At 37.9% G+C, this 26,327-nt stretch carries 23 protein-coding genes, 1 pseudogene and 1 riboswitch; of the genes and pseudogenes, 18 read left to right on the forward strand and 6 right to left on the reverse strand.

The window, feature by feature from the left end; translation table 11 throughout:
* Positions 1–35 precede the first annotated feature (35 nt).
* The 4 genes from BK574_RS02495 (at position 36) to BK574_RS02510 (ending at position 6,474) form a co-directional block, all read left to right on the forward strand.
* Positions 36–3,086 carry an efflux RND transporter permease subunit gene (locus BK574_RS02495; RefSeq protein WP_078427355.1) on the forward strand — a complete coding sequence of 1,017 codons (3,051 nt, stop codon included), beginning with the start codon at positions 36–38 and terminating at the stop codon, positions 3,084–3,086.
* A 44-nt stretch (positions 3,087–3,130) separates the two neighbouring features.
* The gene (gene cuyA, locus BK574_RS02500) at positions 3,131–4,132 is read left to right on the forward strand and encodes a D-cysteate sulfo-lyase (protein ID WP_075386530.1); all 1,002 of its coding nucleotides are present in this window, start codon (positions 3,131–3,133) and stop codon (positions 4,130–4,132) included.
* 377 nt (positions 4,133–4,509) lie between these two features.
* Complete coding sequence (locus BK574_RS02505; protein ID WP_078427356.1) at positions 4,510–5,955, forward strand: DEAD/DEAH box helicase; 1,446 nt, start codon at positions 4,510–4,512, stop codon at positions 5,953–5,955.
* A 315-nt stretch (positions 5,956–6,270) separates the two neighbouring features.
* Entirely contained in the window at positions 6,271–6,474 is a 204-nt protein-coding gene (locus BK574_RS02510; protein WP_075386532.1) for a cold-shock protein, read from the forward strand.
* A 119-nt stretch (positions 6,475–6,593) separates the two neighbouring features.
* Here BK574_RS02510 and BK574_RS02515 read toward each other — a convergent pair whose 3' ends face one another.
* Positions 6,594–7,670 carry a Gfo/Idh/MocA family protein gene (locus tag BK574_RS02515; protein WP_078427357.1) on the reverse strand — a complete coding sequence of 359 codons (1,077 nt, stop codon included), beginning with the start codon at positions 7,668–7,670 and terminating at the stop codon, positions 6,594–6,596.
* Between the two features lie 335 nt (positions 7,671–8,005).
* Here BK574_RS02515 and BK574_RS02520 point away from each other — a divergent pair, with 335 nt between their 5' ends.
* Entirely contained in the window at positions 8,006–8,854 is an 849-nt protein-coding gene (locus tag BK574_RS02520; protein ID WP_078427358.1) for a VOC family protein, read from the forward strand.
* A 134-nt stretch (positions 8,855–8,988) separates the two neighbouring features.
* On the opposite strand, the pseudogene BK574_RS02525 reads toward BK574_RS02520, so the two are convergent.
* Positions 8,989–9,496 (reverse strand): annotated as a pseudogene (locus tag BK574_RS02525) (DoxX family protein).
* A gap of 231 nt (positions 9,497–9,727) precedes the next feature.
* Positions 9,728–9,806: riboswitch (ZMP/ZTP riboswitch) on the forward strand.
* 179 nt (positions 9,807–9,985) lie between these two features.
* On the opposite strand from BK574_RS02525, the gene BK574_RS02530 reads away from it, so the two are divergent.
* From BK574_RS02530 to BK574_RS02555, 6 genes are all read left to right on the forward strand, one after another.
* Entirely contained in the window at positions 9,986–11,185 is a 1,200-nt protein-coding gene (locus BK574_RS02530) for a phosphoglycerate dehydrogenase (protein ID WP_078427359.1), read from the forward strand.
* A gap of 368 nt (positions 11,186–11,553) precedes the next feature.
* Complete coding sequence (locus BK574_RS02535; RefSeq protein WP_078427360.1) at positions 11,554–12,555, forward strand: LLM class flavin-dependent oxidoreductase; 1,002 nt, start codon at positions 11,554–11,556, stop codon at positions 12,553–12,555.
* Positions 12,556–12,742: 187 nt separating this feature from the next.
* Positions 12,743–13,462: a ribose-5-phosphate isomerase RpiA gene (rpiA, locus tag BK574_RS02540; protein WP_078427361.1), complete on the forward strand. Its 720-nt coding sequence runs from the start codon at positions 12,743–12,745 to the stop codon at positions 13,460–13,462.
* Entirely contained in the window at positions 13,462–14,427 is a 966-nt protein-coding gene (locus BK574_RS02545) for a sugar kinase (RefSeq protein WP_075386538.1), read from the forward strand. Before rpiA ends, BK574_RS02545 begins: the two co-directional genes overlap by 1 nt.
* Before the next feature lie 38 nt (positions 14,428–14,465).
* Positions 14,466–15,461: a C-terminal binding protein gene (locus BK574_RS02550; protein ID WP_078427362.1), complete on the forward strand. Its 996-nt coding sequence runs from the start codon at positions 14,466–14,468 to the stop codon at positions 15,459–15,461.
* Between the two features lie 216 nt (positions 15,462–15,677).
* Positions 15,678–16,676 (forward strand): DUF3231 family protein, encoded by a 999-nt coding sequence (locus BK574_RS02555; RefSeq protein WP_078427363.1) that lies wholly within the window; start codon positions 15,678–15,680, stop codon positions 16,674–16,676.
* A gap of 127 nt (positions 16,677–16,803) precedes the next feature.
* Here the strand turns inward: BK574_RS02555 and BK574_RS02560 are convergent, their stop codons facing one another.
* From BK574_RS02560 to BK574_RS28165, 3 genes are all read right to left on the reverse strand, one after another.
* On the reverse strand, positions 16,804–17,718 hold the full coding sequence (locus tag BK574_RS02560) for a sensor domain-containing diguanylate cyclase (protein WP_078427364.1): 915 nt from the start codon (positions 17,716–17,718) through the stop codon (positions 16,804–16,806).
* Positions 17,719–18,046: 328 nt separating this feature from the next.
* The gene (locus tag BK574_RS02565; protein WP_238457924.1) at positions 18,047–18,415 is read right to left on the reverse strand and encodes a staygreen family protein; all 369 of its coding nucleotides are present in this window, start codon (positions 18,413–18,415) and stop codon (positions 18,047–18,049) included.
* On the reverse strand, positions 18,382–18,603 hold the full coding sequence (locus tag BK574_RS28165) for a staygreen family protein (RefSeq protein WP_238457925.1): 222 nt from the start codon (positions 18,601–18,603) through the stop codon (positions 18,382–18,384). Before BK574_RS28165 ends, BK574_RS02565 begins: the two co-directional genes overlap by 34 nt.
* A gap of 532 nt (positions 18,604–19,135) precedes the next feature.
* On the opposite strand from BK574_RS28165, the gene BK574_RS02570 reads away from it, so the two are divergent.
* From BK574_RS02570 to BK574_RS02600, 6 genes are all read left to right on the forward strand, one after another.
* Positions 19,136–19,585 carry a VOC family protein gene (locus tag BK574_RS02570; protein ID WP_078427365.1) on the forward strand — a complete coding sequence of 150 codons (450 nt, stop codon included), beginning with the start codon at positions 19,136–19,138 and terminating at the stop codon, positions 19,583–19,585.
* 122 nt (positions 19,586–19,707) lie between these two features.
* Positions 19,708–20,019: a hypothetical protein gene (locus BK574_RS02575; protein ID WP_078427366.1), complete on the forward strand. Its 312-nt coding sequence runs from the start codon at positions 19,708–19,710 to the stop codon at positions 20,017–20,019.
* Between the two features lie 722 nt (positions 20,020–20,741).
* Positions 20,742–21,161: a hypothetical protein gene (locus BK574_RS02585; RefSeq protein WP_142247871.1), complete on the forward strand. Its 420-nt coding sequence runs from the start codon at positions 20,742–20,744 to the stop codon at positions 21,159–21,161.
* A complete protein-coding gene (locus BK574_RS02590; protein ID WP_158211504.1) occupies positions 21,154–22,392 on the forward strand; it encodes a glutathionylspermidine synthase family protein in 1,239 nt (412 codons plus the stop codon). The genes BK574_RS02585 and BK574_RS02590 overlap by 8 nt, the downstream gene beginning before the upstream one ends.
* Positions 22,383–22,799 (forward strand): DUF350 domain-containing protein, encoded by a 417-nt coding sequence (locus tag BK574_RS02595; protein WP_078427370.1) that lies wholly within the window; start codon positions 22,383–22,385, stop codon positions 22,797–22,799. The genes BK574_RS02590 and BK574_RS02595 overlap by 10 nt, the downstream gene beginning before the upstream one ends.
* A 14-nt stretch (positions 22,800–22,813) precedes the next feature.
* Positions 22,814–24,055 (forward strand): glutathionylspermidine synthase family protein, encoded by a 1,242-nt coding sequence (locus BK574_RS02600; protein WP_078427371.1) that lies wholly within the window; start codon positions 22,814–22,816, stop codon positions 24,053–24,055.
* 257 nt (positions 24,056–24,312) lie between these two features.
* Here BK574_RS02600 and BK574_RS02605 read toward each other — a convergent pair whose 3' ends face one another.
* Positions 24,313–24,540 (reverse strand): hypothetical protein, encoded by a 228-nt coding sequence (locus BK574_RS02605; protein WP_075386549.1) that lies wholly within the window; start codon positions 24,538–24,540, stop codon positions 24,313–24,315.
* A gap of 231 nt (positions 24,541–24,771) precedes the next feature.
* On the opposite strand from BK574_RS02605, the gene BK574_RS02610 reads away from it, so the two are divergent.
* A complete protein-coding gene (locus BK574_RS02610) occupies positions 24,772–26,025 on the forward strand; it encodes an MFS transporter (protein ID WP_078427372.1) in 1,254 nt (417 codons plus the stop codon).
* Positions 26,026–26,327 lie beyond the last annotated feature (302 nt).

Below are 26,327 nucleotides of genomic sequence, written 5' to 3' on the forward strand. Positions count from 1 at the left end.
AAAAACGGTATTTAAAAAGCGAGGAGTTGAAGTAGATGTCTTTTTTACAGTTTTTATTAAAAAGGAAAATTGTCGTAGGACTGATGGTTGTATTAATCTTTTTTATGGGAATTTATTCAGTAACTAAGTTAAACAAGGAGTTATTTCCGCCAGTTTCCTTTGATATGGCTCTCGTACAAGTACAAGCAGGAGAGCTATCTGTACTCGATGTTGAACAACAAGTAACCAATCCAATCGAACAAGTGTTAAGTGGAATTGATGGAGTAGAGTCCTATGAGTCCTCTTCCTACATAGGTCAAAGTTCTATAACCATCTTTATAGAAGAAGGTAGAGGCGATGAAGTCTTTAAGGATGTAGAAGCTGCAGTGTTACCACTTCAGTCACAGTTATCAGCTGTTCATCAAATCAATGCTTTTCAGCTTTCAACAAACCAGCCTTTTGATTTTTTTATGGCTATTTCTAACGGCAACATGGATGATATGACTCAATTCGCCAACCATGTTGTGAAGCCGAGATTAGAAGCTTTACCCGCGGTTCGTGAGGTAAAGTTTGAAGGATTAGAAGAAAACGAAATTATTGTCCAATTTGAAAATGACAAAATAGAAGAATATAGTTTAGTAGTAAATGAAATTATTCCGTACATTCAACAATCGAACCTGATTACATCCTTAGGTGAATTTCAAGATGAAGTAAACGAACCAACGATTCGCTGGAATACTTCATTAGAGGAGATTGAACAAGTAAAAAGTTTGTTAATTCCGACAAACGATGGAGTGAAAAGATTAGATGATATAGCAAATGTCTTTTTAGAAAAAAGTGAGCTGAGTTCAGGGGTTTGGAAGGATGGCAATCAAGACATCATTTTTACCCAAATTGGTCGAGTCTCGAATGTAACCCAAATTGAAATGGCAGAAGCCGTTCGAAGTGAAGTGGCAAAAATAAGAGAAGAAGGTCTAGTCAATGGTTTTACCTTTGAAGACATTGTTTCGCAAGCGGATTATATCAGTGATTCGATTGAAGGTTTATCCAACAATATTTTAATCGGTGGAATACTTGCATTAGTTGTACTTATTCTTTTTCTTAGAAATATGAGAGCGACGATTATTATCGGAATTTCCATCCCTGCATCGATTTTACTTACTTTTTCAAGCATGTGGATATTTGGATTTAGCTTTAACGTTCTTAGCTTAACGGCATTAGGACTAGGAGTAGGGATGATGGTCGATGCGTCTATCGTTATTTTAGAATCAATTTATCGAAAGAAAGAACTTGGTTATCAGAAAACAGAGGCTGTTCTCTTAGGGACAAAAGAAGTAGCAAGTGCGGTCTTGGCGTCGATGCTAACAACGATTGTCGTGTTCTTACCGATTGGCTTACTTGGTGGCGAAACGGGCAAGTTCATGATTATCTTATCTGTTGTTGTTATTGTTACATTGGTGAGTTCGGTCGTTGTTTCTTTTACACTCATCCCTTCCTTAGCAGAAAACTTTTTGAAAATACGAGCCAAGCAAAAAGGGGAGCGCGAAGGTCGTTTGCTTCGTTCTTATGGAAACCTGCTTTTGTGGATGACCAAAAAGAAACGAAGACGCTATGGGATTATTAGCTTGTTTATCATCTGTTTTGTAGGTTCCCTTTTTTTAACAACAAAAGTCCCCATGACGGTCATGCCTGATGTGTTTAACCGATACGCTGAAATAATGGTGACGCTTGAAAATGGAGTTACACCTGAAGAAAAAGCGGATATTGTTCAAGAAATTGATAACAAATTACGGCAGATTCCTGATATTAAAGAAAATTTTGTTCTGGATAATATTGAAGCTTTGTTTATTTTAATCAATATGACAACTGGAGAAAACATCACTGTTGAACAAAAAGAAGTCAATGAGCAAATTTTTAGCTCTTTACGTGAATTAGAAGATTCATATCCAGTAACAGGTGTGTTTTCTTCGTTAGAAGGTGTGGGTGGCGGATATCCAATTCAGCTTGAGGTAACAGGAGATCATATAGAAGAACTAACAACTATCTCTAAAGGATTAATCGATGAATTAGGAGCAGTTGAAGGTATAGTTGGAGCAACAGTCACTTCGAATAAGCAGCAAGAAGAACAACTGATTGTATTAAAAGATGCTAGAATGAAAGAAGATGGCTTAACGCCTATGTATATTTTTAGTCGTATTCACGCTCAAGCAGCTTCAAAGCAACCCATTGGTGAACTACTGAATTCCGAAGCAACAGCGATTTATGTGAAAACCGATAATACAATCACTAGAAAGGACGACTTACTCAAACTTGAAATCAATACTCCACAGGGGGAGAAGGAATTATCGAACTATATTGAATTAAAATCCGTGATGGCCCCGACACAAATCGATCGAAAAGATGGTCAAAGAGTAGTAAAGGTGTTGGCTGACATTGCAGAGCGCGACTTAGGGTCAGTAAATCGTGATGTGCAAAATGTCGTGCAACAATTCAAGACACCAGACGGTTATATGGTTTCTGTTAGTGGTGATTTAGAGGCACAACAGGAAGCTATTCAAGATATGCTTATGATTTTAGCGATTGCGATTTTCTTAGTGTATGTTGTAATGGCGGTTCAATTTAATCATCTCATTCATCCAGTTATTGTTATGACGATTATCCCCATGACGATAACAGGGGTCATATTAGGTTTATTCATCACTCAAAAAGAGTTAAGCATTATGTCTGGAATGGGCGTGATTATGCTGATCGGTATTGTACTCAATAATGCTATTCTCCTAATTGATCGAACAAAGCAGTTACGACTTGAAGAAAAGACCGTTCATGAAGCGCTTGTAGAAGCAGGGATGAATCGAATGCGTCCGATCTTCTTAACAACATTTACGACAATTGCCGGAATGCTCCCGCTCGCAATATCAACAGGGGTTGCAAGCAACTATCAGTCCCCATTAGCAACTGTCGTTATTGCTGGGCTCTTGTTTTCAACCTTTATAACACTTTTAATGATCCCAGCGGTTTACATGTTATTTGATGATATTGGAACTGGGATCAAGCGATTATTTTATAAAAAATCAAAGCAGGCTAAAATAGAAACACCCTATAATTAAGAACCGATTAATTCAAGATGATAATTTTGAAAGGGGAGATCCCAATGAACATTGAACAATTCCCGCGCAACCGCTATACACCATTCTACACACCAATCGAGAAAGCGAGTCGTCTTTCTGAAGCGATAAAAGGACCTAATATCTACATTAAAAGAGATGATTTACTGGGGTTGACTGAAGGTGGAAATAAGACGAGAAAATTAGAGTTCCTCATCGCTGATGCTCAAGCAAAAGGAGCGGATACGATTATTACAGCTGGAGGAATTCAATCAAACCACTGTCGCTTAACATTAGCTGCCTGTGTAAAAGAAAATTTAAAATGTATTTTAGTTTTAGAAGAAAACAAAGAAGATGCATTTGATTTAAAGACCAATGGCAACTATCTACTATACCAACTGTTAGGGACGGAATCGATAAAAATTGTCCCAAACGGCACAGATGTCTATCTAGAGATGGAACAGCTAGCTGAAGAAGTAATGGAAAAAGGGGGGGCACCTTATGTAATTCCAGTAGGGGGTTCGAATGTAACTGGGATAACAGGCTATGTAGCTTGTGCAGAAGAAATCTACCAACAATCTACTGAACTTGGTATACAGTTTGATTATGTTATTTGTGTAAGTGGCAGTGGAGGTATGCATTCGGGGTTAGTCACAGGATTTTTCGGTTTGAAAAGCAAGACTGAAGTGATCGGAATTAATGTAAGCCGCGGAAAAATGGAACAAGAAAAGAAAGTTCACATACTTACAAATGAAACGGCTGCTTATATTGGCTTAGAAGGTAAAATCCCAAGTGAGAGGGTTACTTGTTTTGACGAATACGTTGGCCCAGCTTATGCGGTACCAACCGATGGAATGATCGATGCTGTAAAACTTATAGCGAGAACAGAAGCGCTTTTACTTGATCCAGTTTATACTGGTAAGGCAATGGATGGTTTAATAGATCTCGTTCATAAAGGGTATTTTAAGTCGAGCGATAATGTTTTATTTGTACATTCAGGTGGGACACCTGCTGTTTATGCGTATTCACCGATATTCCATGAAAAATAGCAAATATTTTTCGCATTGTACCGCTTATATATTCGTTTAACAAAAAAAAGGACTTCAACCTGGCAGAAATATGTCAACGTTGTTGTCCTTTTATGTGTATTTTTAAATGTTAGTAGATGTTATAAAAACACATAGAGTCTTAGATATCGAAGCTACATTAAGCCTTTAATTTAAGTGTGTAACCATTGTTAGAGTAGGGAAATATCAAATTGATAGCATATTGATATCGTACTGATATCATATAGATATAAAACAAATAAACGTCGCTTTGTTATGGATTTCAAGTATAATGAACGATAGTCAGATTTTGCATAGTGATATTTCTTTTTGAGAAATCTATAGATAAGTCGGATAATACAAATGAATGAGGTTAGTACATGAGCGAAAAAACGTTTGAAGGTTTTCAATTAAGCACTGAAATAAAAAGAGCAATTTCTGTTTTGAAATATGAAACTCCCACAGAGGTTCAACGTGAAGTTATCCCAGTCGCTATGGAAAACAAGGACCTAGTCGTAAAATCTCAAACTGGTAGCGGAAAGACAGCTGCGTTTGGTATACCTGTTTGCGAAATGGTGGAATGGGAGGGAAGAAAGCCCCAGGCATTAATTCTCACACCTACTCGTGAGCTTGCTGTCCAAGTTAGAGAAGACATTACTAATATTGGAAGGTTCAAGCGAATAAAAGCGATGGCGGTTTATGGAAAAGAACCTTTTGCGAAACAAAAAGAAGAATTAAGACAAAAAACTCATGTTGTCGTTGGGACACCAGGGCGTGTAATGGATCATATTGAAAGAGAAACTCTCAGTTTAGACGAAATAAAATATCTTATTATAGATGAAGCGGATGAAATGTTGAATATGGGCTTTATTGACGATGTGGAAGCGATCTTAAATGAACTTCCTGAACAAAGGGTAACGATGGTTTTTTCTGCGACGATGCCAAAAGATGTTGAAAACCTTTGTCACCAATATATGAAAGAGCCAATAAATATTGAGATTGCCGCTAAAGGGATCACGGCGAGTATGATTGAGCATCGTTTACTTCATGTAGAAGAAGATGAAAAAATTGCACAACTCAAGGATGTAACCGTCGTCGAGAATCCAGACAGTTGTATCATCTTTTGTAATACAAAGGAACATGTCGAAACGGTATTTGCACAATTGGAAGAAGCCGATTATTCTTGTGAAAAACTCCATGGAGGGTTAGAGCAAGAAGACCGGTTTGCGGTGATGGATGGTTTTAAGATGGGGAATTTCCGTTATCTGGTTGCAACTGATGTTGCCGCAAGAGGAATTGACGTAGACAATGTAACACTTATCATCAACTATGATGTACCAATGGAAAAAGAGGGCTATGTTCACCGAACAGGAAGAACAGGCCGTGCAGGTCAAAAAGGGAAAGCGATTACGTTAGCAACTTCGTATGAAGAAAAGTTCCTGAGAGCCATTCAGAGGTACATTGGCTTTGAGATTGAGACGATGGAAGCTCCAACAGCACAACAAGTGTATCAAGGAAAAGTCGCTTTTTTAGAAAAAATCAGTGGTCGCCGTGTTGTTAGAAATAACAAAACCGCACGAATAAACAAGGATATCATGAAACTTCATTTCACTGGTGGAAAAAAGAAGAAGCTACGGGCTGTAGATTTCGTAGGAACGATCGCCAATATACCTGGCGTTACTGCGGATGATATTGGCATTATAACGATCCAGGATAACTTAACCTATGTTGATATCCTTAATGGAAAAGGCTCGATTGTCTTACAAGCGATGGAAGAAACAAAGGTTAAAGGAAAGAAGCTAAAAGTGAGCAAGGCGATTAAGTAATGAATTCGTTTTTAGTTCGTATACTAAAAGCAAATATTTTAAAGGCTTGGACGACAAAATTATAGAAATTCTTAGCAAAGTTCAATGGGAAATGTTCAATTAGATACTTGAAATATCGATAAACATTTCCCTTTTAAATTGTTAAAATATAAAATGATTTGCTTTTTCGAATCATTTTTGTTATGATGAATAAGAATTATTTTTGTTCGGTCGATAAGAAAAGATAAGTTTTAAACTTTTCGCCTTTGATATCTAACTTGAGCAATAATAGTAATAAAAAGTGGAATAATAATATCCACACAGGAGGAAACAAACATGCAACAAGGTACAGTAAAATGGTTTAACGCAGAAAAAGGATTTGGATTTATTGAAATCGAAGGTGGAGAAGATGTATTCGTACATTTCTCAGCTATCCAAGGCGAAGGATTTAAATCACTAGACGAAGGCCAAAAAGTATCATTTGACACAGAGCAAGGTCAACGTGGACTTCAAGCTACTAACGTTAAAAAATCATACTAATCAAACATTAGTATATTGAGGAAAAAGGACTCTTTTTTAGAGTCCTTTTTTTGATGGTCATTTTCTCTATTAGCACAATAAATTCAACAAATTTGACGATGCACCGTTTTGATCTAATCTTATAGCGACACTTTTCTCCCTTCTTTTGCTGATGATCGAATAGCATCGAGAATAATTTGGACGTCATGTCCGCTTTTAAACGTCGGAACGTGTGGATGAAGGGTGTTTTCATGGATTGTTTGCGACACCGCATCTAACATCGGGTAAAAAGCTTGGTAATATGCTAACGCTCTATTGGAAAGATTCGTTGGTTCTTCTATTTTAGCAGCTAGTTCAACGGCCTTCAGTTCGTCGTCCCCAATTCCAACTTCAACACGCTGGTCATCTGTCATGACGAGTGTTCCGTTTGAACCGACTACTTCTAAACGCCATTGATTTGTCTTATGACGATTAGCGGACGTTAACTCAACAGAAAATGTTGTACCCGTTTCGAATGTACCGATCGCTTGAAATGAGTCTTCTGCGGTGCGCACTTCTAATTCGCAATCTTTGGTGACTGAAGGAATATGAATAGGAAGTTGACCATAAACGTCTTTTACTTGCTCTCCCGTCCACCATAACAGCGAGTCAAACATATGAGAACCGATTGCACCAAGCATCCCACCTCCAAAATGTTGTTGACCGAGCCAGCCGCGTTTATTATTGGTTAAAGACTGATAACTATTGAAACTCGCTTTATAATGAATGTGCATGATTTCACCGAGTTTTCCACTTGCTAAAATTTCTTTTACCTTTTGTCTCGCAGGTAAAAAGCGAAACTCAAAATTGATGAAGCCATATACTCCTGCATTATTTTGGGCATCCAGCATGGCCTTCGTTTCCTCGGCATCAAAAGCCATTGGTTTTTCACAGTAAATATGTAAGTTGCGTTTCAAGCCTGCCATAACCATATCGTAATGAAGGTATGGAGCAGAAGCGATAGAAAGAAGATCTAGAGATTCGTTATCGAGCATCTTCTTCCAATCATCATACACCGCAGCTACACCGGTTGCTTGTTTTACTTCAGCAAGGCTTCCACGATGAACACTCGAAATGGCAACCACTTCAAAATCGGGATGGTTTTGCATGATGGGAGCATGGACCTTTGCTCCAAAACCTGTTCCAATAATTCCAACTCTAATCTTAGGATGTTTCATATTAAATCCACCTCTTATTTTCTATAAGTCTTACCTTTAATATATTACTCCTTCTCCCTTAGTTATAAAAGGCAAACGATGATTGGAATTTGAGCATTGCGATTTAAAAACAATAAAAACTAACTTGACGTAACTCCATTGTAATAATATAATTACTTACATAAAGTAACTAACTTACAAAAGTTATCAGAATGTTATTTAAAATAAAGAATGAAGAGGTACACCCTTTTGCACTGAAATGATTGATATTGCCTTAAAAATTAGCTCAAAAGGAAATCTTAATATAGAGGTCCAATAGAAACAAACATAATGGCTACAATTAGGAGGAAACGAATATGAATTTTCATCGCGAACCAAATACATTTGTAGGACAAGTAATTTTAAAGGTACAAGATCTAGATCGTTCGTTAATGTTTTATCAAGAGGTCATCGGCTTTAAAATTTTAGACAGAACTAACAGAAAAGCGAATCTGACTGCGGATGGAAAAACGACTTTATTATCCATTGAACAACCTGACAATGTTATACCAAAGCAGGGACGGACAACGGGGCTATATCACTTTGCGCTTCTTTTGCCAGAACGGCAAGATTTAGCTAATATTGTAAACCATTTTATTGAAAAAAGAGTCCCAATTGGTTCATCAGACCATCTTGTAAGTGAAGCTCTTTATTTATCTGATCCTGATGGGAATGGAATTGAAATCTATATAGACCGCGATCCGTCCGAATGGAATTGGAATAACGGTGAAGTGGCAATGGCAGTTGACCCTTTGGATTTTGAAAATTTGCTTACGAGTATGGAAAAGAAAGCATGGAAAGGGTTACCAGCTGGAACAGTCATGGGTCATATCCATTTGCATGTATCCGAATTAACAAAGACAGAAGAATTTTATAATAAAGGACTTGGCTTCGAAGTCGTTAACCGATTTGGGACTCAAGCACTTTTCATTTCTACTGGGAAATACCATCATCATATTGGATTAAATACTTGGAATGGGGTAGGTGCACCGCCACCACCTGTTAATAGCGTAGGACTTGAATCCTATACTTTAATCTTGCCAAATGAAGAGACGAGAGAGGAAATTATTGAACAGTTGAAAAGGATCGGATCATCTGTTGCTGAAGAACAAGATTACTTTGTTACTACGGACCCTTCTGGAAATCGTATTCACTTACGAGTGTAATTCAATGGTACGGTAGAAGAGGAGGCATGAGTTTCATCTTCATAATCAGTAAAAAAGAGCTGTCTCATGTCGGTAATTAAATAACCGTTATGAGACAGCTCTTCGAGTTTTAGGGGGAGTGTTCATCTATAGTTTTAAGCTGTTTTTAACTTATCATCAGAAACGTAATTATTTTCTTGTTTATTAAAGATCAATTGTTTTACATACGGTAGTACGAAGCGATCTCCACCAAATCGACCTGCATTCGCTCCAGCTGCTAAAATAAACATGGAAATTAAGATCATCCAAGGATTTGTAGATACAGTCCCAGCAAACATAAACGAGAAGTTCATCATTACACCGAAGAATGCTGCTGCACTAGTAAAAACGCCAAGAATTAAACCTAAACCAACGAGTACTTCACCCCATGCAACCATAATGCTAAACATCTCAGCATTTGGAAGAGCGAACCTCTCTAAAAACGCGACATAAGTCTCCTTGTAGTACAGGATTTGCAATCGATCCATTTAAATAACCGCCTGCATTAAAGTCACCTGTCACTTTACCCCAACCCGCTGAAAGCCACATCCAGCCTAAATATACTCTTAAAAATGTTAATACACCTGCTACTATTTTATTATTGCGTAAAAATTCTCCGAACATTTGAAGTCCTCCTTGTATAATTATTGTTAGTATTTGTAGATGTTCATTAGTCGCGACAAGTAAGGAATTATTTTGTGAACTGTTTCACAAACTTATTATAAAACGTATTTTTATTTCTGTCTATATACTTCACAAACTAGTCACAGATAAAAGAAAAGCAACAGAAATCACAAAATTTTTAAAAAGAAGTTGAAGGTTGCTTAAGAGTTTGATAGAATAAGAATAAATCTAATGGCTATGTGTAACTGGCGAAACACGGAGAACCGTGAGGGAGCACATAGTGTCGTAGCCGTTCGCCTGGGCAGAGGTAAGGGGAATTCTTCTCTTGCCTCTTTCTGTTTTCTAGGAGGGGATATATTCAAGGAGAGAAATCACTTTATATTTGGTCAGTTTTTTTGAAATTGCATTCATTAGTGAAAAGAACCTTGAGTTTAGTGTCCTACCGAAAGAAAATTGTAAACTATCATATGTAAAAGAGGAGAAATGAAAATGAACACAATTGTAGCAGACAAACTAAAGACAATCAAAACGTTAAATAATATTGCGGAAAGCGGATTGAATGTTTTCAATAAAGAAAACTTTACAATCGATAACGAAAGTGAAAATCCAGATGCTATTGTGGCACGTAGCTATAATATGCATGCAATGGAATTCGGTGCCAAATTAAAGGCAATCGCTCGTGCTGGAGCAGGTGTAAATAATATCCCTGTCGACAAATGTACAGAGCAAGGGATCGTTGTATTCAATACTCCAGGTGCGAATGCGAACGCGGTAAAAGAGATGGTTCTCACATCTTTAATGGCTTCATCTCGTAACCTTTTTGCGGGTATAGCTTGGACTAAGTCTTTAGAAAATGAAGGCGATCAAATTCCCAAACTTGTAGAAGCAGGTAAAAAGCAATTTGTCGGAAAAGAAATCAAAGGAAAAACTCTTGGTGTTATTGGATTAGGTGCAATCGGTGCGCTTGTAGCAAACGATGCCCTTGATTTAGATATGGATGTTATCGGATTTGACCCGTTCATCTCTGTTGACACAGCTTGGAACTTATCTCGTAACGTTCAGCGTGCAATGAGCATTGAACAGTTGTTCGCAAACTCAGATTATATTACAGTACATGTTCCGTTAACGGATGATACAAGAGGAATGTTTAACGAAAAAACATTTGGTATTATGAAGCCTGGCGTGCATATTTTAAACTTCTCACGCGGTGAGCTTGTAAATGAAACAGAAATGGCAGCTGCTCTTGAGAGCGGAGTCGTTGGTAAGTATATTACAGATTTCCCGAATGAAAATGTTTTGAAAATGAAAAATACAGTTCCTATTCCTCACCTTGGTGCTTCTACGAAAGAGTCAGAAGAAAATTGTGCAATTATGGCATCTCGTCAAGTGAAGGAATTCTTAGAAACAGGAAACATTAAGCATTCTGTGAACTTTCCAAACGCTTCACTTCCTTATACAGGAAAGAAACGTCTAGCAGCTTTCCACCAAAATGTTCCGAATATGGTGGGACAATTGACAATGGCTGTTTCAAGCTATAACTTAAATATCGCTGACATGGTGAACCGTAGCCGAGGGGATTACGCGTATACAATGATTGATATTGATACTGAAGTAAACGGCGATGTTATTCCTGGTCTAGAAGCAAAAATTAAAGGGATCGAAGGAATCGTTACAGCACGTATTATTTAATAAGGACAAAATTGTTCAGATATAAGTTATGTAAAAAGGTTGCTGTTTTCAAACAGCAGCCTTTTCGTATAAATGTTGAGCGGTATCATGGTAAAGTAGTAAATTATAATATAACGGATTTGTTGTCCTACTAAAAATAAACTTCCAATGGAACCACACGAGTTTCGTAAGCAAGAAAACTGGCCCAGGGAATTGTTCTCTTTGCCAGTTTTTCTTATGAAGACACTTCGAATTTCAGTGGGGAAAGCTTCTTTGTCATTTTAGTTCCATGGAGCTCTTTTAGCAACGCAAGCATATAAGTTTGTTTCTCGGATTCTTCCTGATACTATGAAATTGAAGGATATTCCCTCAAGAAAGGACAAATTTACATGTCAAATATACAAATACCGTTATCGGTCTTGAATTTAGCACCTATTCGTGAAGGACAGGAAGCAAAAGAAGCAATAGATGCAATGGTCGATTTGGCGCAAGCAACTGAGAAGATGGGCTATACTCGATATTGGATTGCTGAACACCATAACACGCCAACACTAGTCAGTTCAGCTACTTCGATTTTAATTAAACATACGTTAGAACATACAGAACATATTCGTGTTGGTTCTGGCGGAATTATGTTACCGAATCATTCGCCATTAGTTGTAGCCGAACAATTCGGTACAATGACAACCATCTATCCTAATCGCCTGGATTTAGGACTTGGCCGGGCGCCAGGGACAGATATGATGACAGCAAGTGCATTAAGACGATCGAAAAATGATTCTGTCTATACATTTCCTAATGATATTAATGATTTACTTACGTATTTTGGACCAAAGGAAAATCAAGGGTATGTAAAAGCTCATCCTGGTGTTGGTACGAACATCCCAATTTACATTCTCGGGTCTTCAACGGAATCAGCTGTTTTAGCTGCGAAATTAGGGTTGCCATACGCATTTGCTTCACATTTTGCACCACGATATATGGACGAAGCGATCTCGATTTATCGAAGTCAATTTCAACCATCGGAATACTTGGATTCACCTTATATGATCGTTTGTCTTAACGTCATTGCAGCCGAAAGTGATGAAGAAGCAAAAGTGGAATTGACCACGATGCAACAATTTTTCTTAAATGTTGTACGCGGTACAAAAACATTGTTACAGCCTCCTGTTGAAAATATGGATCACATTTGGAGCTTACCTGAAAAACAAATGGCTACATCGATGTCGAGTGTGACTCTGTTAGGCGGAAAAGATTCGATACGAAAACAATTGATGAGTTTTCAAGAAAAGTACAACGTAGATGAACTTATGGGGGTTTCGTATATTTACGATCCTGACAAACAAAAACGCTCGTATGAAATTTTAAAGGAAGTCGTGGACGGAAACTAAAAATGTAATGAAACAAGAAGCAAACTTTGTCGATAGGATAAAGTTTGCTTTTTTTCTATACAGTACATGAATTATGGCTACATTAAACATATTAACAGAAAGAGATAGATGGCCGTTTTTTTATACATATTAGGTCTAAGGTGAAGCTTGTCATTAAGTAAAAGTGGTAATAAAAGAGGTGATATTTGTGTTAAGCGAGATTGATTTAAAGAAGAAGGCTGTCGGTGAAAAAGCGGTTGAATATATTGAAGACGGAATGACTATTGGATTAGGGTCTGGTTCAACAGTATTTTGGATGATGAAAAAGTTAGGTGAGTTGATTGAAAAAGGTCTTCAAGTTAGAGGAGTCCCTTCTTCTTTGAGAACAGAAGGATGGGCCAAAGATTTTGGAATTCCATTGGTTTATTTTTCAGAAGTAGCTCAATTGGATTTAGCCATTGATGGAGCCGATGAAGTAGATGGAAATTTCCAACTTTCAAAAGGTGGCGGTGGTTCTTTATTAAGAGAAAAGGTAGTCGATGGTGCAGCAGATCAGCTCATTATCGTAGTGGACGATAGTAAGCTCGTTCAAAACTTGGGAAGTTTTCCTTTGCCAGTAGAAGTCGTTCCTTTCGGATGGGAGCTTACCGCACAAAAAATAGCGTCATTAGGTTGTACTCCGAAGTTAAGAAGCATAAACGATGAAATTTACGTCACAAATAACGGAAACTACATATTAGATTGTAAATTCCAGACGATACCAGACCCTGAGCAACTCCACGAAAAATTAAAGCTTCTTCTAGGCGTTGTGGAAACAGGACTATTTATCAATATGACGGATATTGTAATCGTTGGTGAGGAAAGTGGCATTAGTATTTTAAATGTTCAAGATAACTTAGGAAAAGAAAAGCGTAAAGGTTGGTCATAATGAAAAAACTAGATGTTGTTACGTTTGGAGAAACAATGGTGCTTTTTCAACCAGAACAAATGCAACCGTTAGAATATGTATACGAATTCCCAAAACGAATTGGTGGCGCTGAATCGAATGTCGCAATAGGGTTATCGAGACTTGGTCATACTGTCGGTTGGTTCAGTAAACTAGGCGACGATCCTTTTGGAAGATACATTCTTAAATCGATCCGAGGAGAAGGAGTAGAAACATCGTCCTGTCTTTTTACTAAAGAAGCACCTACAGGGTTAATTTTTAAAGAGAGATTATCACCAGAAGATGTGAATGTTTACTATTATCGAAAAGGATCTGCGGCAAGTTTGCTAGAAACAACCGACTTAGATGAAGAATACATTGCGAATGCAAAAATTCTCCACCTAACAGGAATAACACCTGCGTTAAGTGATACGTGCTATCAAGCGGTGATGAAATCGATAGAAATTGCGAAAAAAAACAAGATGAAAATTGTGTTTGATCCGAATTTACGGTTAAAGCTTTGGTCTTTAGAAAAAGCGAAACAAGTGTTAAATGAAATCGCTAGTCACTCAGATGTGATCTTACCAGGTCTTGATGAAGGTCAATTTATGACAGGTAAGACCGAAATAGAAGAGGTTGCCGAGGCTTTAATGGGTGGAGAAGATAAAACTATTATTATGAAGCTGGGAAGTAAAGGAGCTTATTTGCATACAAAGGATGAACAAGAGACGATTGAAGGGTATCCCGTAACACAGATCGTTGATCCAGTTGGAGCAGGTGATGGCTTCGCGGCAGGCATATTAAGTGGACTTCTTCGAGAAGAACCATTACCGATAGTTGTGAAGAGAGCTAATGCGATCGGTGCAATGGTCGTCGGAATGACTGGAGATATTGAAGGCTTACCAACTTTAGCCGCTGTTGAACAATTTATGCAACCAAATACAGGTGCAAGAGATGTAAATCGGTAAAACTCGCAAAAAAAGTGAAGGACTAAAGGAGTGCAATTATGAGTGAATTTAAAGTCGTTGTAACGGATTATGAATACGATTCGTTTGTACCAGAAGAAACAGTTTTAAATAAAATTGGAATCGAGCTAACGTTTGCACAATGTAAAACAGAAGATGAAGTCATTGCTGCATGTAAAGACGCAGATGGTTTAATCAATCAATACGCTCCGATATCTCGCAAAGTCATTGAAAACCTTGAAAATTGTAAGGTTATCTCTCGGTACGGTGTTGGCTTTAATACAGTTGATATCGAAGCGGCGACCGAGAAAGGAATTATTGTTGGAAACGTGACGGATTATTGTTTAGATGAGGTATCAGATCATGCGATGGCTCTTCTTCTTACTTGTGCGCGAAAAGTAACAACATTAAATAATGAAGTGAAAAGTGGGACATGGGATTTCAAAGTAGCTATTCCGATTTTCCGTATTAGAGGACGTACGTTAGGGCTTGCTGGATTCGGAAACATTCCCCAGACACTAGCAAGGAAGGCACAAGCTTTTGGTCTTAATGTCATTGCTTATGACCCATTTATTCCCGAAGCAGTTGCTAAAGATATGAATGTTGGACTTGTTACACTAGACGAGCTATGTCAACAATCGGATTATATTTCCGTTCACCTTCCCTTAAATAAACAAACCGAAGGAATTTTTAGTGATAATGAGTTCAACCAAATGAAACAAGAAACGTTTATCATTAATACAGCCCGCGGTCCTGTTATTGATGAAAAGGCATTGATTAAAGCTTTAGAAGAAAAGAAAATAGCAGGTGCAGGGCTAGATGTGCTAGAAGTGGAGCCTGTGGACCCGCAAAATCCATTACTGAAAATGGATAACGTCCTGATCAATCCACACTCCGCGTTTTATTCCGTTGAAGCAGAACAAGAATTAAAACGAAAAACAGCTGAAAATGTAGCAGACGTTCTCTCAGGGTACTATCCAACGTATTTAGTGAACAAAGATGTTAAGCAAAAATTACATTTAAAAGATAAAGGGTAGTTAGTTGGTGGTTTAACCAATCAAAATCTAACCCGTAAAGAAAAATCATGTGGAGTATGAATTGTACACTAATTCGTACTCCTTTTTTATCTGATGATGAATGTAGACTAGGGGACAATGTATCTAATTAGTGCGAAGTATACCTCATATATAGGTATATTGTATTAGGTGATGGTAAACCTATAATAAAATATTGAAATTTGGAGTGGGTAATTCATGAGTTCTCCAGAAAGTGTAAAACTTACATCGTCAGAAATGGCTTCCTTGTGGACGGAATATATCACTCATACTCATAATAGTTGTGTATTAGAATACTTTTTAGCCAAAGTAGAAGATCTTGAAGTGTTAGATGTTTTGAAAAAGACAAAATTATTTATTGAAAATTCGCTGAGTAAAACGAAACAGTTGCTCGAGTCAGCTGGCGTACCTTTACCAACGGGATTTGATAGTAGCGATGTAGATACGAATGCCCCTCGACTTTTTTCGGACTCCTTTTTTCTACTGTATACAAAAAATTTATCAAGAGTGATGGTAGCATCATGTAGCTTAATGTTTACAATGTCTACTCGGAAAGATATTAGAGGGCATTTTAAAGAATGCTTATTAGGTGCAACAACTGTCTTTGATAATATAAGTGATGTATTACTGGATAAAGGTTTATACACAAGGCCTCCATTTATCGAATCACCTCAAAGGTCCGACTTTATTGAAGATAAGGAATATTTAAAAGGGAATAACTTGCTAGGAGAACAAAGACCTTTAAATGCAGTTGAAATTTCTCATGTATTTGGAAATGTTGAGGCTAATGTAATTGGCAGTGCGTTAACGAAAGGATTTCAACAAACCGCGGATTTAAAAGAAGTTCGTGAATTTATGGAAGATGCAAATCAGCTATCAAAAAAAATTGTCAATTTACTCACTGACTTTTTAACGGGAAGTCAGTTACCGACTCCTATGCCATCTGAAACACAAGTTTTTAGTTCGACTCACCCTCCATTTTCAGATCGATTAATGATGTATCAAATTTCTATTTTAACAGCAGCAGGGCTTTCTGATTATGCAACGTCATTAGCTACAAGTCAGAGGAATGATTTGAAAAAACAGTATTCGGATTTGTTAGCATCTACTGCAAAATTAGCGAAAGAAGTTGAGAACTTAATGATTGAAAATAGCTGGAAAGAACAACCACCTCAACAAGATAAAGTAAAATCATAAAGCACTTTTTTTTGTTCAGGTGCAAAATGGTATAGGACAAACGAACAACAGTGAAAAGTACAATAAAGGCATAGAGTATTTTCTCTATGCCTTGTTAGTAGTTATGCGCCACTTCAAAACATCAATCTTATCTATCGAAACTGTGATAATGGCAATAAGTACTTTTACCGTTCACTTTTGCTTTGTACATCGCAGTATCCGCTTTCTTCATGAGGGTACGAAGTTCGTTGCCGTCTTGTGGAAACTGGACAATCCCAATACTTGCTGAAACTTGAATGGGATATTCAAAGTTTTGCCATTCAGAGAGTTGTTTTACAAGGTTCTCGCCCAAGTTTTCAATCAAGTGAAGATTACTTTGATTAGGGAAGAGAAGAACAAATTCATCACCGCCTAAACGAACTGCCAAATCACGAGAACTGATCATTTGTTTGATTCGATTACTGATTTCTATTAAGACAAGGTCACCTACATCGTGTCCAAAGTTGTCGTTCACTTGTTTAAATCCGTCTAAATCGAGAAGCATCAGTGTGCCGTGGTCAGCAATAAATTCAAAATTATCATGTAGATAACTTCGATTGTATAAATTTGTTAATGAATCTATTTTCATTTGTTTCTCTAGTTCGATGACATATGTGAAAATATTAGAGAACTTCACTAGCGTTTCTACATCTTTCTGCGTATACGTGGAAGTATTACAGTCTAATGCACATAGAGTGCCGAACATCTCCCCGTCTTTATAAAAAATGGGAACCCCAATGTATGATTGAATATTTAAATCATTCGTAATGGATAACATACTCGTAAACGGATGGTTTCGTGCATCATTAATAATAAGCGGTTCACGATTACCCAAAAATATTTGTTGACAGTACGATTCGGTTAACTTTAACGTTTGACCTTCAAATAGGTTAATACCTGTGTTATTGTCTAATGTTTTAATAATTGAAAACGTATCATTTGTTGTTCGTCCTAAGAACAACATCTTCCCTTCAATGACTGAATTCACTAACTCAAGTAAGTCTTTAGCCGCCTTGTGCGTCATAACATCCCTCTTTATATAAAAATTCTCTGTATGAATATTGTAATTAAAGCTGTGTTTATTATAGATATCAGTATTTCATAAAAAATTATAACAAATGTCGAATGCACTGTCGTCCTATTTTCCTATAAAGCAGGTTATTATATTAATTTGTAGAATAATAATCTATGCGAGTAACGATCTTTTGGAAAAATCAAAAAATCTTGATGTTATAGAATATAATCTCCGTAAAATTGGAAAGCCAGCTATGCGATCAATCGCGTCTGCTGGATTTGTGCAACTTGAAAAGTTTGCGAAAGTAAGTGAGGCAGAACTTTTTATGCACATGTCGTCAACCCGAAAGCGATAAAACTAATACACCAGACCCTAGCTGACAATGGACTTGCGCTTGCTGATGAATCGCGACTTCCTGATCAAGAGAATCGTAGATTTGAGTTAAATAGAGCCGTGGTGTACCATAAAAAACAACCTGTCGATATTGCGGATAACTGGATTCAAAGTAAATAAAAATAGAGGCATCGAGTAGGACAGGATAGTTATTGTAAAATGGAAGGTCACCAAAGGTGATTCTTTTTAGCGCAAGCGCCATTTCTTTTTTGAAGATGTTAAACCGAGTGTGTGCAACCTCTTGGCTGAATTCACCACTATCTACATAAGCTTTTCCTACTAAATGTAAACGACCTTCCTGATTTTTTTCCATTCTGCGAGTATTTCATCGCGCATTTGACAATCGATTGCGGCATAGTTGTACACATAGCCAATATCTAAAAATAATTCACCTGTATCGTCAGAATGCGTAAGGGTATATTTTCGTGTTTCAACTGGTTGAACGGTGGAAGCAGGTGGGTTGAAATTTACGGATAATTTTTGTGGGTCAAAACTAGACATATATGTCCTCCTGTAAATAAAATGAAATATGATCATTCCTTGTTGTGAAGTCTATTAATATGAAACGGATGAATAGGACTGGGCAATTAAAGAAGTTGTATTACTATATGTAGGTGAATGACAGCAGGACTAGATATATACCTAGGAGGAAGGAATTAATTACCATTCATCATTTTATTGCAGCGAGCACACCGATATTTAAAACTGCATCTTCTTGGCTTTCAAGACAATCTTAAAGATTCAGCTTTTTTTGTTTATATTTATTTCGCTTCGTCTTTTTCACCCTTAACCTTTGATAGGTCTATCTGCAAGACCTTTTATCGAAACTATTTTTGCCTGAGCAAAAAACGCCCCCGTTGGAAGTTCACGGGACAGTTATAAGGAGGTAAGGGATCAATTTTTAGGGGAATTTAAGTTAAATGAAAAGCGACTTTTGGAGGAACTTAGTGAGCGTTTTTTCTTTAGGAAAGGCAAATGTTTTAGTAACCGAAGTAACCATATTTCTAACTAGAGTCAATTTAGGAGGCAATCAATGAACCGCATAAACATCATCACACTTGGGACAAAGAATATCGTAAGGTCACACGCCTTTTTCAAATCATTAGGATTCGATACGTCCATAAGGGGAACAGAAGCCAATCCTGATATTATATTCTTTAAAAATGAAGGAACAAGAATTGCGCTTTATCCAATAGAAGAATTAGCTAAAGATGTCAATCAAGATCATCCTCCCGAAATAGCAAATGGCTTTTCAGGAATCACGTTAGCTTATAATGCCAAATCAAAAGAAGAAGTAGATCAAATCATTAAAAGGGCAGAATTAGCAGGAGCAGTCATTCAAAAGCATCCTCAAGCAACTGATTGGGGCGGTTACGGAGGTTACTTTACAGACTTAGATGGCTACTATTGGGAAATTGCCTACGGTGAACTCTGGGAATTTGATCATAACAATATGTTGGTAATTGAAGATGAGGATTATTAATCTTTATTTTGTTTGTAGCCATTGTTGTCACAAGCAGTAGAATTAAATAATATTTTTGAAAAATACACCAAATTGGCAAATAAAGTATTATAATCAATTTAGGTAGACAAGGAAGAGGATTCATGAATATTATGCTATTGACAGTTGATATAATTACACTTTTAGCAGTGCTTAAAAAGATAATAACAATCGAAAACATAAATGCTAATTCAATGAGCAAAGAAATAAAGAAAAACACGCTGATTATGTTATGGGGACTTTTACTTGCCTCTTGCATTCTTGTTTTTCCTTATCTATTATGGAGATTAACAGGAAGTTCAAATGATTGGAATGGAGTTTATATTATAGGAGCATCAGTGATAGGGATAGTAATAATATGTTTCACATTCTATTCTAAATTTAAGAAAAAGAACAACACTAGCATAACGAATTAACGGTGCGATGCTTGAATAAATAGAGCATCGCTTTCTGTGTTCTTCAACTATTTATTGTTATGGATATAATATTTATTAAACTATCGGATATTTAAGAGTTGCTACGGCAGCTCTTTTTTTCTTGCTCGGCAAATCAATCAGGATAGAAAAACGTTACAACTATAATTATCTCTAGCACTAATGGGAAAGGTATACAATGTACACTTATGAAGAAGTTTCCAATATCGAAATTAAAACACGGGGTTAAAAAGACAGATAGATCAAAATTGCCCACGATAAGAAAGTGGGTGTAATCCAAAGTTTAAACATGTCAGCCCAACTTTATTGGGTGGTAATTTTATTTAACTGACCTAATTTTCGATAGGATAGGAAATAATATTTATAATGTGAGCGCTGAATAAAAGCTGCAACAACTAACTAGAGCACCAATAGTACCAGAGAAGATTAATCCTAATAACCTCTTACCTTTTTTGGTTAAAATAACAACAACAACTAGGATGAGTTATCATGCTTTTCCTGCAACAACTAAATGAACACAGACTAGATACAGGCGCCACGTCCTATGGCAACGTCTTTGAGACCTACATTGTGTGGGCCTCAACTAATTATCAGTACGGGAAGAGGAAAACTCTCACTGATGGAAGTTTCACTTTAGTTATCCGTATAACCTTCAAAGAGGTGTTAACATGAAGAAACCAAGAACCGAAAAGCTTTTGAAAGGGTTGCTTAGTTCAAGTGTGGCATTAATGGGACTGACGGCTTGTGCGCCTGCGCTACCAGATGAATTGTTTTCCACACCAGCAGAGCCAGAGCCGAATGTCGAGCCTGACCCGAATTTACTGCCTTCGCCAGAAGAGGCGGATTGTGATACGTGGACGTGGGATGAGGAAGCCGAGGGCTATCAATGTGTAGAAGAGGGCAATGAAAACTATGGCCATTATTACTATGGCGGTATGTGGTTCCCGACCATGGCTGCGTTCTTGGTGGGGAGAGCCTCGGCTGGTGGGGGTACGCGCACGAGACAGCCTGCGGTCACGCCACCGCGAACAGATGGAAATGTTAGTCAACCGAATCAACCAAGAAATCCACAAGTGACCAATCCTCGCTCAGGTATGGGTGAAGGAGGACGCTTTGGTGGATAAGCGAGACGCCTTTTATTCAACCATTCCGTCGTTTTGGGATCGTTTGTACGGGGAGGAGTACGCTTTGTACGATTGTTTCCCGATTGAGCCGAAAGAAGTCTGTTCAATTCGAAAAGCAACCAACGAGGTTTATCGAATTTATAAAAAATTTACTCAAATGCTAAGGCATGCTCCTGATGAGACGTTCATCGATCTCGGTTTTCCCGAAAAAGCACTGCCGTTTCTCAAGCTGTCGCTTCTTCCGTATGAAACCGTGATCGGGCGATTTGATTTTGTTCAAACAGAAGAAGGCTTAAAAATGATTGAGTTTAACTCAGATACGCCAACCTTTATCCGCGAGCTTTTTGAGGTGAATGGACTTGTTGCTGAGCAGTTTGGCATGGACGACCCGAATGATGAGGAAGCGAAGTATTTAGGCAAAGCACTACGGAACAGTATTTTTCATTGTGCGAAACAAATTGGGGTAACGGGCCACCCGTATGTAGTATTTACGGCCCATGAAGAGGATATCGAAGATCGCGAAACAATGAAGTTTTTGATGAAAACGGCGCAGATTAAAGGAGCAGCCTTTGTTCCGCTGCATCAACTCAAAGTAGATGCAGGAAGAGGTGTGTATGACGGAGCAGGAAATCAAATTGATATTCTCTACCGCCACACCTATCCATTAGAAGCGTTATTGGAGGATGTGGCTATTGACCATTTTCCGATTGGAATCGAGTGCATGAATTTGGTGAACGAGAGAAAAGTGGGAATGTTAAACCCTGCATCGGCGTTTTTAATGCAGAGTAAGGCGGTTATGGCAGGGATTTGGGGATTGCATGAGCAGGAGCACCTTTTTTTTACAGCAGACGAACATGAGACGATTGATCGTTATTTTCTGCCGACATATTTAGATGAAGAACCTTTTATTGAAAAGAACCAACGCTATGTCGAAAAGCCCGCTTTTGGCCGCGAAGGTGATACGATCGTCGTGAGAGAAAACGGCAAGACCCTTCATTCTTCCAAGCAAACGACCTACAATCACTATATAAAAATCTATCAAAAGTACGCCTGTCTTCCGAAGACCTTGATTGCAACAGAAGCTGGCAAAAAAGAAGCTCACCTCTTAATTGGAAGTTTTATTATTAATGAAAAAGCAAGTGCATTTGGCTACCGAGCGGGTGCGCAAATTACGGACAACCTATCCTATTTCTTACCTTGCGGGGTGAAAGGAGAACGCGAATGGATCTAACCTATTATCTACAAACCTTGGATCATTTTTTGATTTACTTAGCGGTATCTCTCGTGTTATTTGTCATAGGAACTTATATTTTTAAAATGATCACACCATACTCGGAACGGGATCAAATTCGGAGCGGTAATGCGGCAGTGGCCTTAAAGCTGTTAGGGAAAATGGCAGGGCTCGTCGTCGTGTTGCAATCAGCTGTTATTCACTCGATCAACTTGGTTGATTTAGTGATTTGGGCTTTTATTGCGATTATTGTTCAAATTGTATTACATATCGTCATCGAATGTGTGTTTACGCGAAATACAAGTTTAGCGAAAGAAGTGGAAAATGGCAATGTGGCTGTAGGTCTGTTTCTAGGCGGTGTTTCGGTGTTAGTCGGCCTGATTGTCGCTGCCAATATTAGCTTTTAAAAAGGAGGATCTAGATGCTTCCATACAAATCATTAACCGAACCATTTGAACCTAGTGCTTACTTAAAAAGGTGGGAAGAGCTCGAGCGGAAAGTAGCGGCGAAAGGCTTTACTTGGGCTAGTCTATATGAAAACTATGAGGATAACCAGTACATGAGTGATTCATTACTCATTGTTCCACCATCACTTGTTCGCGAGTTAGAGAACGCATCAAGAGCCGTCCATGATATTTTTCGAAAAACCTACGAACAGATGTCAAAGGACCGTTCGATTGTTCATAAAACAGGTATCTCTGTTTTTCTTTGGGATCTTTTATTTAAAGGGGGAAAATCGGCGTTTTCTTATTTTACAAGATATGATTTCATTGCTTCCGCAGGTGGCTTAAAGGTCATAGAGGGCAACACCGATACCCCCGTCGGGATCGTGGAAGCAGCGATTGCACAGGACATCATTTGTAAGGAGCACAAAAGTGTAAATCCGAATGAACGAATTGCAGCTAACATCAAAAATGCCTGGGATCAAATCATTCGCGATTATAACATCGCCAGCTCGGATACCCTTTATTTCACCTGCGCAGACTGGCACGATGAGGATAAAGCGACCGCTCACTATTTAATGAGTCTCTACCCACAACAAGCAGAGTACATACCACTTGAGAAAATAGTCGTTGAAAAAGAAGACGTCCGAACACCAAGGGGAGAACGAATTGACTTTTTGTACCGCCTATATCCTCTTGAATATTTTCTAGAAGAGGAAGGACCAACAGGAGAACAAATTGGCGAGCAGCTCCTTGTCCACATCATGAACGATAAAATCAAAGTGATTAATCCCCCATCCAGTTTACTGATGCAGTCAAAAGCGATCCTTGCTTTCATAACGGAAAAGAAAAAAGAGTGGTATACAAGTTCCGAACAAGCGGTGATTGAGAAATACTTTTTACCAACTTACGAGACAGCCCATTCGATGCAATCTTATGTGAAAAAACCAGTGCTTGGCCGTGAAGGCGGCGGCATCCAGATTGTCTCTGAAGGTCAAGTGCTAGACGAGGACGTCGAGTATTACCAAGATCAGCGCGTCGTCTTTCAACAATACTTCCCAATGCCCAACCAAACCATTGATACATGGGACGGACCTTACAGTGGAAAATTATTAATCGGCTCCCATGTGATTAACGGCGAACCGAGCGGCCTTTTTTTCCGAGTCGGCGGCTTGATTACGGGAAACCTCTCCATGTTTGTTGCGTATACAACTGGCTGAGGAGGGGAAGAGACAGCAACTATATGAACTATAATGGGAAACCGCTTATATCTAAGAAAGTAAAACTCTAAGATATAAGCGGTTTTTAAATAGGTTAAGCTGATTTATTATACCTTCTAACAATCTAGAGCTAGGATACATACTTAATATTTTCCCATGAGAGTGGCAGTCTTACGTATAATATGCTAATCCCCACCCTAACATTTCTAAAAGTTATATCAACTCTAGGTTTTCTGGATGGATATTAGGTTAAACGTTTAATCAGGATATCGGTCTTCGCTAGAAGAAGTAGATTTTGTCGCGCGGTGATTTTTCTCATCTTTTACCTTTTCATTTAATTCTTCTACTGGGATTGGATCAACCGTTTGCATTTTTTCATCAGCATCGAAAATACTTTCCTTTTCCGTAGCTATTAAATCAGGATTGTCGAGTCTACGGCCTTTTAAATCTTTTCGTTTTTTTTTCTCGGATTGTTTCTTTGTCATAATGATCACTCCCTTTAATTTATGTTAGTTACTATTTATCCTTTTTTATCGATGTTAAACATAATAGTTATTTTAAAGAGAAATTGACTTCATATTAACATGGTGGTACTCATCCATTGAAGGGGTTTCTAATCTTAATTCAAACCATCAAATATACTTATAAAAATTTTAGTTCCTCTCGTTAATAAAAACCATATATATAGGGTAAAAGTCTAACAGGAGTAGATATCATTGGACAGACAAAACACCCGATTTCGATGGATTGTATTTGCTTCTGTATTGTTTACTTATTTATTAATGTCGAGCCAACGAACTGCACCAGGTTTGATTACCGACCAAATTATGTTCGATTTTAATGTGACAGCAACAACCATTGGGTTACTGACAAGCATTCAATTTTTTGTGTACACTGGGCTGCAAATTCCGATGGGATTTTTGGCAGATCGTTATGGACCTAATTTTTTTTTAATTATGGGTGCCATGCTGACTGGTATAGGCACCATTATTTATAGTCTTGGTACGCATGAATATATCCTATTTATTGCCAGAATTTTAATAGGCGTTGGGGATGCAACCATCTGGGTCAATATGGTGTTAATATTGAGCCATTGGTTTAATGCGAAGGAATTCACAAGGTTAATTGGGGTTACAGCTATGACAGGAAGTCTAGGCTTTCTTTTAGCAACAGTTCCATTCGCATTTTGGATTGACTTACTTGGTTGGCGGCCTGCATTCTTTTCTGCGGGGCTTCTACTCTGCTTATGTGGCATTCTACTTTATTTTGTACTCATAAAAAAACCAAAACAAGCGGTATTTATAAAAAAAGAAAGACAACGGGAAAAAACGTGGGTGCTACTACGGAGAATATTTTCAAATCGTCAGGCATGGGCCTTGTTCTTATGTCACTTTGGAATTGTCGGAACGTATGTTGGATTTATCAGTTCGTGGGGAGTTCCTTTTGGAATGAATGTGTACGGAATGACACTACAGGATGCCAGTCAGCTTATGATGATTGGTCTAATCGGAGCGTTGATTGGTGCTCCATTAGCTGGATGGATTTCTAGTCGGTTAAACGCTATCAAAAGGCCATATATTGTTGTACACCTCATTCTAGTATTGAGCTGGTCGATTTTTCTTTTCTTTCACGGGAATCCGCCATCTGTCTTGTTAACAGCCCTGTTCTTTACGATTGGCCTTGCATATGGGGCAAATGCATTAACATTTGCTGCCGTTCGTCAATCTTTTCCAATAAAAGAATCAGGCATTGTCTCTGGGTTTGCGAATACAGGTGGGTTTTTAAGTGCTGTATTGCTGCCGAGTATTTTTGGAAAAGTATTGGATCATTTTCAGGCGATTTCGGGTAGTGTCATTGATGGATATTACTACGGTTTCATCACTCCAGTTGTTTTTTCTATGATAGGTTTGATCGGTGTAATTTTAATTAAGGAAAAAATCAGTTACAGAAGTAAAGTGAATGAGGAATAGTGTGCACAAATGTCTGAAGTGGTTCTTCAAAGTTGTTCTAGAAGAACATCAAGATAAAAAAAACTTTCACAATTTTAAGTATCGATGAACTAAAGGTGAATAGTGAAGTGAACGAAGCTATGGTGGATAAACAATATTACTACTATCTCATTGGTTATCAAGAGAGCAATTTCAAGGGATGTTGAGACTTTTACGACTATTAGGTAATTTTTTCAAAAATAGGGCGTTTACCACATGAGATTGGAGCAATTGTACCATAATAACTGTGTTCAAAAGGTATCAAAATGAAGAAGAGGGGTTAT

It is taken from the genome of Alkalihalobacterium alkalinitrilicum, assembly GCF_002019605.1.
Taxonomy (GTDB): Bacteria; Bacillota; Bacilli; order Bacillales; family Bacillaceae_F; genus Alkalihalobacterium; species Alkalihalobacterium alkalinitrilicum.

Coding starts and splice junctions, on each gene's coding strand:
- cuyA (WP_075386530.1), top strand. CDS start 3,131: ATGAACATTGAACAATTCCCGCGCAACCGCTATACACCATTCTACACA.
- BK574_RS02575 (WP_078427366.1), top strand. CDS start 19,708: ATGAATATTATGCTATTGACAGTTGATATAATTACACTTTTAGCAGTG.
- BK574_RS02555 (WP_078427363.1), top strand. CDS start 15,678: ATGAGTTCTCCAGAAAGTGTAAAACTTACATCGTCAGAAATGGCTTCC.
- BK574_RS02570 (WP_078427365.1), top strand. CDS start 19,136: ATGAACCGCATAAACATCATCACACTTGGGACAAAGAATATCGTAAGG.
- BK574_RS02545 (WP_075386538.1), top strand. CDS start 13,462: ATGAAAAAACTAGATGTTGTTACGTTTGGAGAAACAATGGTGCTTTTT.
- BK574_RS02510 (WP_075386532.1), top strand. CDS start 6,271: ATGCAACAAGGTACAGTAAAATGGTTTAACGCAGAAAAAGGATTTGGA.
- BK574_RS28165 (WP_238457925.1), bottom strand. CDS start 18,603: ATGTCTAGTTTTGACCCACAAAAATTATCCGTAAATTTCAACCCACCT.
- BK574_RS02505 (WP_078427356.1), top strand. CDS start 4,510: ATGAGCGAAAAAACGTTTGAAGGTTTTCAATTAAGCACTGAAATAAAA.
- BK574_RS02520 (WP_078427358.1), top strand. CDS start 8,006: ATGAATTTTCATCGCGAACCAAATACATTTGTAGGACAAGTAATTTTA.
- BK574_RS02595 (WP_078427370.1), top strand. CDS start 22,383: ATGGATCTAACCTATTATCTACAAACCTTGGATCATTTTTTGATTTAC.
- BK574_RS02530 (WP_078427359.1), top strand. CDS start 9,986: ATGAACACAATTGTAGCAGACAAACTAAAGACAATCAAAACGTTAAAT.
- BK574_RS02605 (WP_075386549.1), bottom strand. CDS start 24,540: ATGACAAAGAAACAATCCGAGAAAAAAAAACGAAAAGATTTAAAAGGC.
- BK574_RS02515 (WP_078427357.1), bottom strand. CDS start 7,670: ATGAAACATCCTAAGATTAGAGTTGGAATTATTGGAACAGGTTTTGGA.
- BK574_RS02495 (WP_078427355.1), top strand. CDS start 36: ATGTCTTTTTTACAGTTTTTATTAAAAAGGAAAATTGTCGTAGGACTG.
- BK574_RS02600 (WP_078427371.1), top strand. CDS start 22,814: ATGCTTCCATACAAATCATTAACCGAACCATTTGAACCTAGTGCTTAC.
- BK574_RS02565 (WP_238457924.1), bottom strand. CDS start 18,415: ATGGAAAAAAATCAGGAAGGTCGTTTACATTTAGTAGGAAAAGCTTAT.
- BK574_RS02550 (WP_078427362.1), top strand. CDS start 14,466: ATGAGTGAATTTAAAGTCGTTGTAACGGATTATGAATACGATTCGTTT.
- BK574_RS02560 (WP_078427364.1), bottom strand. CDS start 17,718: ATGACGCACAAGGCGGCTAAAGACTTACTTGAGTTAGTGAATTCAGTC.
- BK574_RS02535 (WP_078427360.1), top strand. CDS start 11,554: ATGTCAAATATACAAATACCGTTATCGGTCTTGAATTTAGCACCTATT.